A 7098-nucleotide genomic window follows, 5' to 3' on the forward strand; every position below is an offset into this window, starting at 1 on the left:
AAAGGGTTAAGTAAAATAACTAAAAGAACTTTTCACTAATTAAATTTCAAAAAAAAATACTGTTAGAACTTTAAGAATAAAATAGCTAAATTAAAAAAAAGAAACTGAACTAACTTTAAGAATAAAATAGCTAAATTAAAAAAAAGAAACAGAACTAACTTTAAGAATAAAATAACTAAATTAAAAAAAAGAAACAGAACTAACTTTAAGAATAAAATAACTAAATTAAAAAAAAAAGAAACTGAACTAACTTTAAGAATAAAATATTTAAATTTAAAAAAAGAAAGAAAGAGAAATTTAAGAACATGATAGTTAAATTTAAAAAAAAGAAATAAAAGAACTTTTAGAATCTATTGTTGATTTTATAAAAGAAACTAAAAGAACTTTTAGAAACTACGTAACCTTATTATATACTATTTTAAGTGCCCTGATTATTAATCTAATATATATTGTTGTTATACCTGCTGCGACAAAGAGAAATGCAGGCAAAATACCTTCTTTTCCCATGAAAACAAAAATCAAAACAGCATTAACGAAAAATCCGAGTGCAGATAATTTAGGCTTTTCGAATTTTTGAATCAGATAAACGGAGATTCCACCAATAATAAAAGCGATAGCTCCAGGAAGCATCAAGTAAGGTTTTTGCAGCCTGAAAAGCAGATAAAGGATTTCTAAGAGAAGGACAGATAATGCTATAAGTGCAACAATCAACTCAACTTTAACACGCATTCCACGATACCTTATTTCACCACTATCTGTAAGCACATTCTCTTCATCTGATTCATCTTTGAAATTTTTAACAGTTTCCTTGCCTTCATATGTCTCAGCGAAATTCTTGAATAAATATCTTAAGAAGAGATAGTATATAGTTGAAAATGTGACTTCACTAATCAATAATCCTACTAAAACACAGTTGCCGTCATTCATGAGAACAGACAATCCATATATTATAGTCACTTCAAACATTATCTTAATGAATGTAAAGAGCAGAGAGTAGAGACTTTTTCCAAAACCATCCAACATTTTTGAGGAAATCATGGAAAATGGAATTGCAAGCATCATCACGGTTCCGCTAATTGCTATCCAAAATATTTCATCAGACATTCCAGTGATGGAGAATAAGCTGAAAGCATATTCCCTAATGAAAATGAATACCAACATTAAAATGGTCATGGTTATGAATGAAACCTTAAGTGTGTACTTATACATTCCATTCAAATCATCAAATTCCCCTGCACCGAACAAATGCCCAGTAACACTCATTAATGCTCTACCATATCCTCTTACAGGAGCAATCAATAAGGATTTCATCTTATTTACCACTGAATATAATATAGGGCCTATTTCACCGGTAGTCATTATTAAAATGGAATTTATGAATGATGCTGAAAAAGCCCATAATCCATTATCCAGGAAATTAGGAAGAGCCACCTTAAAAATTTCAACAAGTATGTACAGACGGAACTTGAAGTATTTCAGGGACAACGGAACTTTTGTTCTTCCAGTAAGATATAGGAATAAAAAGACCATAAATGCTCCCCATCCAGATATGACAGTAGCATAAGCTGCCCCCTTAAGGCCTAAATTAAAATTAAAGATAAATATAGGATCCAATATAATATTTAAAACATTTGAAGTTATAATCAAAATGGTTGGAGTCCTTGAATTTCCTTCAGCCTGCAAGATTTCAGAAAAGAAATTTGTGAATATAAATACATATGCAAAAATCACAATTGGGACAAGATAATCGAAAACCAAAATATATTTATCAGCCTTATCCACATAAAATAGGATTCCTTGAGCAAATAAAAGAAGGAATACAATGAAAGTCCATACTATATTGGCTAAAATTACTCCATGAATCAATGCATTATATGCACTTTCATAATCTCCAGATCCTATAAAACGAGACATGATCGAATTGGTTCCCTGTCCTATTGAATCACCAAATGAGAAAATAAGTGAAACAATCGGAATTGAAATCCCCATTGCAAAAAACGCTTCAACCCCTATTTTGGAAACCCATACCAAATCAACAATACCATAGATTGCATCAAAAACACAAAAAGCAATAATTGGTATACTCAATTTCCAAAACGATTCCTTAGGTGCTGAAACTAAATCAATTTTTTCATTCATAGATTAATATTTTTTAAATAAAATATTTAAAGATTTTCATATAATCAATAATAATTAAATAAAAGGCTTACCTACTTAAATCAAATTTAATTAATTTTTTCAACCTCTGATAAAAAAAGATCAATCTTAATAATTCCATTATTTTAATTTAAGGAAAAAAGAGTAAAAATCTATTAACAATTATTTTATAAATTTAAATAAAAAAAAAAATTACAAAAAAATCAATCTTAATAATTCCATTTTTCTAATTTAAGGAAAAATGAGTAAAAATCTTTTAAAAAATATCTTATAGAATTTTAATAATAAAAAATTACAAAAGCAGTAAAATCATTAGCAATATTCCATCATAACTGCCATACTGTAAAAAAAAAAGTAAATCATTAGCAATATTCCATCATAACCGCCATACTGTAAAAAAAAGCAAAGACCTTTGTAAAAATGGATTTACAAAAGCCTTTGCTTAATGTGATTAATTCGATAAACAAATTATCCTAAAGATATGCACTTAAATCTTCATCACTTAATGGTGAATCAATGTATATTTGAACACCATTTCCTGCAGTGTTGTTGTTGAAATTGGAATTGGTAACTCTTCCAGCATTACGAACTTGAAGTGCTCCACCATACTCTGCAGTGTTGTTTTCAAAATCGGAACCATCAAAATACAAATTACCATTGGTAGTGATTGCTCCACCTTCAACTGCAACATTGTTGGAGAAAGTACTATTGTAAACTCTGCTTAATGATTTGGAATTACCCATGAAATCTCCTCCACCAATCATTGCATAATTGCCATCAAAGAGAGAATCTGTAATTACAGCCATATTAGAGTAGACACCTGCTCCAGTAGTTGTTGCATTATTGCCTATATAGGTACATCCACTTACTAATGTATCATTGGCATAAATTCCTGCACCCCTATTTGCATGGTTAAATAAGAAATTACAGTTAGTTGCAATCATATTACCATAGGCAATTACTGTTCCTTCAGAGTCAACATCATTATTGACGAAAGTGGAATTTTCTAAAAGGATATCCTGATAACCCATAACTATTCCATTAAGTCCAGAACTGCAGTTGCTGAATTTGGAATTTTTGACTGTTCCATTTTTATAGAATTCAATTGCACCAGAGTTACTAAATGAAGTACTGTTTGTTATGGTACAGTTATCAACAGTTCCATTTTCTGCAAAGTAACCTGCACCTGCATTTCTTGCATGGTTGTTTTCAAAGACAGAATTGGAAATTAAACCTTTTCCATTAATATAAACAGCTCCACCAGTGAATTTTGCAGTGTTATTGATGAATCTACAATTATCAACAGTTCCATCATGTTTAAATTCAACAGCTCCACCATAGAAATCTGAAACTCCATTTACGAAATTAATGTTTTTCAATGTAACATTGGATCCTAAAACAACAAATGCTCTTGCAAGATGTAAAGCGTTTATTGTATGTCCTTTTCCATCAATTATCAAATTGCTTCTATTGACAACAATTCCTTTTGATAAAGCAGAATCATTATTTGGATTAAAGATGAAATCACATCCCAATTCAAGAATGTCATCTTTACAGGTTTGAATCACATAATCTAAAAATGTGAAGTCATCTTCATTTAATATTTCTTTGATGTATACTTCAAATCCGTCTCTTCCAGTGTTGTTGTTGAAATGGGAACTAGTAATCCTTCCAGAATAATGAACTTTAAGTGCTCCAGCATACTCTGCTATGTTGTTTTCAAAAGTAGAACCATCAACAATCAAATTACCATTGGTAGTGATTGCTCCACCTTCAACTGCAACATTGTTGGTGAAAATACAATTGTAAACTCTACTCAATGATTTGCTTCCCATGAAAGCTCCTCCACCACACATTGCATTATTGCCGTCAAAGAGGGAATTCATAATAATGGAATTTTCAGAGCATACTCCTGCTCCAGCATATTTAGCATTATTGCCTATAAAGGTACATCCATTTACAAATGAATTGTTAGCATAGAATCCAGCACCTCTTTCTGCCTGGTTATATGAGAAATTACAGTTGGTTGCAGTAATATTGCCTCTTGCATATACTGTTCCTTCAGAGCTAGCATGATTATTGTCAAAAGTGGAATTTTCTAAAATGACATCTCCAAGAGAATAAGCTATTCCATGAAATCCAGAACGGCAGTTGCTGATTTTGGAATTTTTGATTGTTCCATTCCTATAGAATTCAATTGCACCAGCGCTACTATATGAAGAACTGTTTGTTATGGTACAATTATCAATGATTCCATTATCTCCCATATAAATTGCACCAGAGAATTTTGCATAGCTGTTTTCAAAGACTGAATTGGAAATTAAACCTTTTCCATTAATATAAACAGCTCCACCATCACTTTGTGCAGTACAGTTTATGAATCTACAATTATCAACAGTTCCATCCTGTTTAAATTCAACAGCTCCACCAAAACCATCTGAAAATCCGTTAATGAAATTAATGTTTTTCAATGTAACGTTGGATCCAAATACGTTTAATGCCTCTGCAAGATACATACCATCGATTGTGTGTCCCATTCCATCAATTACAAAGTTGCTTCTATTGACATTAATTCCTTTTAAGAAACTGGAATCCCAACTTGAATTAAATGTAAAATCATATTCCAATTGAAGAACGTCATCTTTAAAGCATTGAATTATGGAATTTAAAGTAGTGAAGTCCATAACGGAATTGTTCACTAAATATCTTGAGCTTACATTCTTTGTAATGACATTAGTGCCATTGTCTACTGAAAGGTCAACAAGATTAGTTGTTGGACATTTATTGTTTTTAAATTGAACATCTTCAATGATTATAGCATTAACGACTGCTAATGCACCACCTTTATTGCTTGCAGTGTTATTGGAAAATGTGGATTGTTTAATTGTACCGTAATCCCAGAAGTCTACAGCTCCACCAATTGGAGCGTCGTTGCTTTCAAAATTAGAGGAAAGTATTTTTCCAGTATTAATGAAACGAACAGCTCCTCCATATTTAGTAGCTTGGTTGCTTTTAAAATTACAAGCATTTATGATTCCCTTAATAATATCAACAGCTCCACCATATTCTGCCTTATTGGATTCAAATTTACAGTTATCCACAATACCACTGCTCATGTATAATGCTCCACCATATGTTGCCTTGTTATTGAAGAATCCGGAATTTTTTACAGTTCCTTCTTTATGGATATATACTGCTCCAGTATCTTTGCTTACGCAGTCAGTGAAAGTACATCCGCTAATGATTCCATCATTTTCGAAATACAATGCAGCACCCTTGTTTGCAGTACAATTTTCAAAGCTACAATTTTCCACATTTGCAAATTCATGGAATAAAACTGCTCCTCCATTAGTGGTAGAATTTCCTCCAATTAAAAAAATATTTTTCAAAGTAACATTTTTTCCAGTGAATTCAAATATCCTATGTAAGTTACCTGCCAAATAGATTGCATGACCATCACCATCGATTACAAGATCATCTTGATTTAAAACAATAGGGGATGACTTACTTGAATCAGTGAAAATATAATCCATAGTTAATTTTATGTATTTTTCACCGCTTAAAATTTCATTGCAGAATTGTTCAAAATCTTTGCTGCCTAAACCGAAAGGTCTGACATTTTTAACTGAAAGACTAGAGTTTTCTGCTCCGGCAATCTCATATCTTACTTCAAGGTTCTTTGTACCATATCCATTCATGAAACAAACACAGTCCGTGAAATTGATATTTTCTGCAGATAAATTTCCATCATAGTATACTGCAGAATCTAAACCGCCCCTACATTTTTTGAATGAGCAATCTTTTATTGAAACATTTCCTTTTGCATATACCGCAGCCCCATATAAATTAGCAATACGAACATTGTCAAATGTACAGCGTTCAATTGTTCCGCCATTAATGTGTATTGCGCCTCCATAATCACCGCAACCGCAATTTACAAATTTACAATCGCTAACGTTTCCTCCATTTTCAAAGTACAATAGACCATTGAATCTTAAACTAGAGCCATTGAAAGTACAATTGCTTACAGTTCCCGGTTTTAAAAAGTGCATATTACCATTATCCAATTGATTAGTCTTTCCTCCATCAATATTGATAAAGTTGATGTTTTTAATGGTAACATTATTTGCTTTAATTTCAAAAAGTCTAGCCCCATTCTTGCAGTCAATGGTATATCCATGACCATCAATTAGAAAATTGTCCATTTCAATTAAAATTCCATTTTTATACTTCTGATCTGAAGAGGAACCGGTATATGAGTAGTTATGATCTAATTCTAATTCCATATCAAGATTCTCACATAACCTTACGAGACCATTTAATCCTGTAAAACTCTTGTCCCTACCCATATCGCCATCATAGGTATCATTTGGCATTTCAAACTTACCAGATGAAAGAGCATTCTTTTGTTTAGCTGCATCGCCATATGAATCCACAACTTTTGCAGAATCCACAGCTTGAGAGTCAACATCATTAGCCCTGTTTAAAGAGCTTCCCACATCTAGATATTTATTAATTTCAACATCATCCATGTCAATATCTTCATAATTTACTGAAGAAATGTTGCCATTAGCATCACTTAAATCAGAGGATGCACAAGCAAAACCAATAGAACATGTTAAAATTAATAAACATGATATTACAATTAGTTTGTTATTCAAATTAATCACCACATTTTTTTAAAAAAAGAAATATTAAAATAAAATTTTTAAAAGATTTAGTTGGCAGCATTTAATTCTTTTAAAGCCTAACTAAAACTTAAGAAAAATAACTTATCAGCACAAACAATGTGCTTCCAATGAAAAATAAAAAAATTCAAGTTGAGAGGGTGTCACAAATTTAAAAAAAAAAAAAATCAAATCCATGACCCCAAATTTTTTTTAATTTTTTCCAAAATCCCAAAAAAAAAATCTTTTACTTTTTTTCTTATGAATTGGATCT

At 31.2% G+C, this 7098-nt stretch carries 2 protein-coding genes; both read right to left on the reverse strand.

The features are described from left to right. Positions 1 to 393: 393 nt before the first annotated feature. Positions 394 to 2139, reverse strand: coding sequence for an MATE family efflux transporter (locus QZV12_RS10660; RefSeq protein WP_295621511.1), 1746 nt, complete (start codon positions 2137 to 2139; stop codon positions 394 to 396). Positions 2140 to 2630: 491 nt separating this feature from the next. Continuing rightward, positions 2631 to 6818 carry a right-handed parallel beta-helix repeat-containing protein gene (locus QZV12_RS10665; RefSeq protein WP_295621513.1) on the reverse strand — a complete coding sequence of 1396 codons (4188 nt, stop codon included), beginning with the start codon at positions 6816 to 6818 and terminating at the stop codon, positions 2631 to 2633. Positions 6819 to 7098 lie beyond the last annotated feature (280 nt).

The organism is uncultured Methanobrevibacter sp., assembly GCF_902769175.1.
GTDB lineage: Archaea > Methanobacteriota > Methanobacteria > Methanobacteriales > Methanobacteriaceae > Methanobrevibacter.

Excerpts from the sequence above, each read along its gene's own strand:
- QZV12_RS10660 (WP_295621511.1), bottom strand. The coding sequence starts at position 2,139 with ATGAATGAAAAAATTGATTTAGTTTCAGCACCTAAGGAATCGTTTTGG.